The 2744-nt window shown below is 55.4% G+C and carries 4 protein-coding genes; all 4 read right to left on the reverse strand.

Features of this window, described 5'->3' with window-relative positions; genetic code table 11:
* Nucleotides 1-689: 689 nt before the first annotated feature.
* On the reverse strand, nucleotides 690-1172 hold the full coding sequence (locus C7K08_RS14215) for a HigA family addiction module antitoxin (RefSeq protein WP_206603882.1): 483 nt from the start codon (nucleotides 1170-1172) through the stop codon (nucleotides 690-692).
* 111 nt (nucleotides 1173-1283) lie between these two features.
* Nucleotides 1284-1742, reverse strand: coding sequence for a PglD-related sugar-binding protein (locus tag C7K08_RS14220; RefSeq protein ID WP_106501147.1), 459 nt, complete (start codon nucleotides 1740-1742; stop codon nucleotides 1284-1286).
* Nucleotides 1742-2137, reverse strand: a complete 396-nt coding sequence (locus C7K08_RS16575) for an MraY family glycosyltransferase (RefSeq protein WP_241537283.1) — start codon at nucleotides 2135-2137, stop codon at nucleotides 1742-1744. The genes C7K08_RS14220 and C7K08_RS16575 overlap by 1 nt, the downstream gene beginning before the upstream one ends.
* Nucleotides 2118-2570: an MraY family glycosyltransferase gene (locus tag C7K08_RS16755; protein ID WP_341272176.1), complete on the reverse strand. Its 453-nt coding sequence runs from the start codon at nucleotides 2568-2570 to the stop codon at nucleotides 2118-2120. The genes C7K08_RS16575 and C7K08_RS16755 overlap by 20 nt, the downstream gene beginning before the upstream one ends.
* Nucleotides 2571-2744 lie beyond the last annotated feature (174 nt).

The following is a 2744-nucleotide window of genomic DNA, read 5'->3' on the forward strand; positions in this document are numbered from 1 at the left end:
GGCCTGAGCACCGCGGCAGGGGTGGGGAAGTTCACGCCGTTCCTCCGTACTCCTCTAGCAGCGAGATCACATCTTGGATTCGCCTGGCATTGCGTTCGGAGGGGTCGAGCTGGTGCCTGAGTTGGACAAGATTGCATTGAGCTTGGCGTCGAGCTCKGAAAGCCGCGCGTTCTCTTTCTTCAGCTGCTCGGTTTCKTTCMTYAKCTGTTTTGTACTCTGCTCGAGCGCGTAGCTCTGCACTTTCATATCTACTGTTGGATGCCAATTTAAGTTCGCCAGCTGCCGCCGCCAGGGCGATAAAGATGCAAGGAATTCCTGCTTGCTGCGGTAATGGGAAGGAAGTGGCGAATCCGRGGATAAAGACATGGTTGTAACTACTAAAAAGCGTGATTAGCGCCAGAAGACGGCACCAGCAAAGGCAATTCAGGCGGGTCGATCAAACAACATCAGCGTAACAACCCCGAACCAGGAAGACGCTTAATAATACACCTGTACTGAGCATAGCGTAACAGTGGCAGAGATATAAATACTGGCCACGCGGCGATGGCTCCAGCCGGCTTGATGGAGCACTACACCAGAAAAACTGCACCAATAAAGGTGCCGCCCACATCACCCATAAACACCTTGGCGGGGCTAGCCGGCTACCAGGCCATCCATGAAACCATTCGCAGCGGTAGCAGCGATAAAGATCAGCAGCCGGCCCGCTCTGAAGCTTGGCATTCCTGCTGGAGGAGTTCCTTGAAAGGGATTACCCGTGCCTCTAGACGCTGAAGATCCCGGTCTTTCCTGCGGCTGTCATAGCCAACCTGCATTCGCCGCCAGAAGCCACGGCTCAGGCCAAGGTACCTGCAGAGCAAAGCATCGGTTTCATCGGTGATCGCCCGCTTGCCGCGGATGATTTCACCAACCTGGGTTGCCCTCAAGCCAGTGTCCTTACAGAGGCGATAGGTGTTGATGCCAAGCGGATCGAGAAACTCCTCTTTGAGAACTTCCCCGGGCGAAATGGGTGGCCTAGATGTGATCACAGTAGTAGAACGGTCGTTGAGACAACCGGCTGCATCGAGCAGCATCAGTTTCCTTTCGGCCACTCGCAGAATTGCTACAAATCTGCGGGGAGATCCCCCAGCCAGGATCTGAGCTGTGAGCTTGCAGCCATAGGACTGAATCGACACCCTTAAAAGCAGGGCTACACCAGACTAGTACCGCGGCGCGAGATTGTCATACAGCACTAGCGATCGCGGGCCAAGGCGAGAGCCACCAGCCATGGCGGCGTTGACACCGAGTTAGCTGTAGGCGCCGCAAAGGGCTTCGTGATCGACAACCGCACCGCTATTCACCAGCACTSCTTTGTGGAGAGAGGCATTGGCATTCACCACAGCGCCGGCGAGAACAACTGAGCCAGGGCCGAGCTGGGCAGTGGCACTCACGATCGCTCTGGGATGCAGCACCACCCCAAGGGGAGCGGCCACCTGCTCAAGCACCTGCTGCCAGGTTTGACGGAGGGCCGGATTACCAATGGCCACGACCACTTGATCAGGTGGAGCCTCATCGGAGGCTTCAAACAACCGATTCAGGTCCCAGGCAAAAGACAGGACACCCAAGACAGGTGTTCCATTCACCAGGGTGCCTGCGGGCAAGGCGTCGTCGAGAAAACCCACGACGTGATCGCCACTGGCAGCAATGGCATCGCAAACGGAGCGGCCATGGCCACCAGCTCCAAGAATCAACCAACGCTGGGCCATCAGCTGCGGGAGGCGAGGGCAAAGGGAACAGCCACCCTCTGATCTAGCCAGATGCCGAGCACTAGTTCAAAGGTAGCAACCGTGATTAGCCAAGGCAGGCCACCCCACAAAAGGGCGATTGCCAGCACTGCCGTGGCAGCGATATAAAGGCTTGATACATGGGCATGACACCAACCGGCTTGATGCAAACGCTGAAATAGATGTAAACGATGGGCTTGAAATATGCGCTGGCCAGCAAATAAACGGCGGGGTACGCAAAGGCAGGCATCAGCCAAAAGGGGAGTGGCTACCAGCAAAAGAGCAAGGGCAGCAGAAAAACTGGTTTGCTGCAGCACTACACCAGCAAAAACAGCACCAAGGAAGGTGCTGCCCACATCACCCATAAACAAGGCCATCCATGAAATTAGTGAAATTGATCACGGCRGTRGCAGCGATCAACAGCAACAACCAAACCCAAAAACCTGGGGCAAGGGCCGGCAGCGGACTAATCCAGAGCAAAAACAAAGCAGTGGCTAMYTGMACGCCATAACGCAAGCTGGYGKGCAAGTTATGGCGATCATCAAGGAAACCAACTAYYGCCAAAGGCAARGCAAYTAATGGMAAKGCCGCYGGAAGCGCAAARCCAAAGGGCAAGGCAAARCCACTGGCAACCAACACAAAGGCCACACCACCACCACGAGGGGTGGGGAGTAGATGGGAACTGCGGGCGTTGGGTTGATCTAGTAACCCACGGCAAAGTAGGGGGATSARCAGCCAGAGGGATAACCAGCTAAGCGCTGCAGCGAAAAGCGCAAGWAAGCCTGGAATTAARAACCSTGTTGCRATCACTGGTTTGATTGCGCAAMAGCYRCTKTTTGGCTGGCAAGAAACCAATCAGCCGTGATCTGTAATCCCTCTGCAGTGGAAAAGGGAGGCTGCCAATTCAACGTTTGGAATGCTTCGCTGGGATCAATCACCAGTGAGCCGGTAAGACGGCTGAATTCGGCCTGCTTGCCACTGAGG

Source organism: Synechococcus lacustris str. Tous, assembly GCF_003011125.1.
Lineage (GTDB): Bacteria > Cyanobacteriota > Cyanobacteriia > PCC-6307 > Cyanobiaceae > Synechococcus_D > Synechococcus_D lacustris.

Excerpts from the sequence above, each read along its gene's own strand:
- C7K08_RS16575 (WP_241537283.1), bottom strand. The coding sequence starts at position 2,137 with ATGGCCTTGTTTATGGGTGATGTGGGCAGCACCTTCCTTGGTGCTGTT.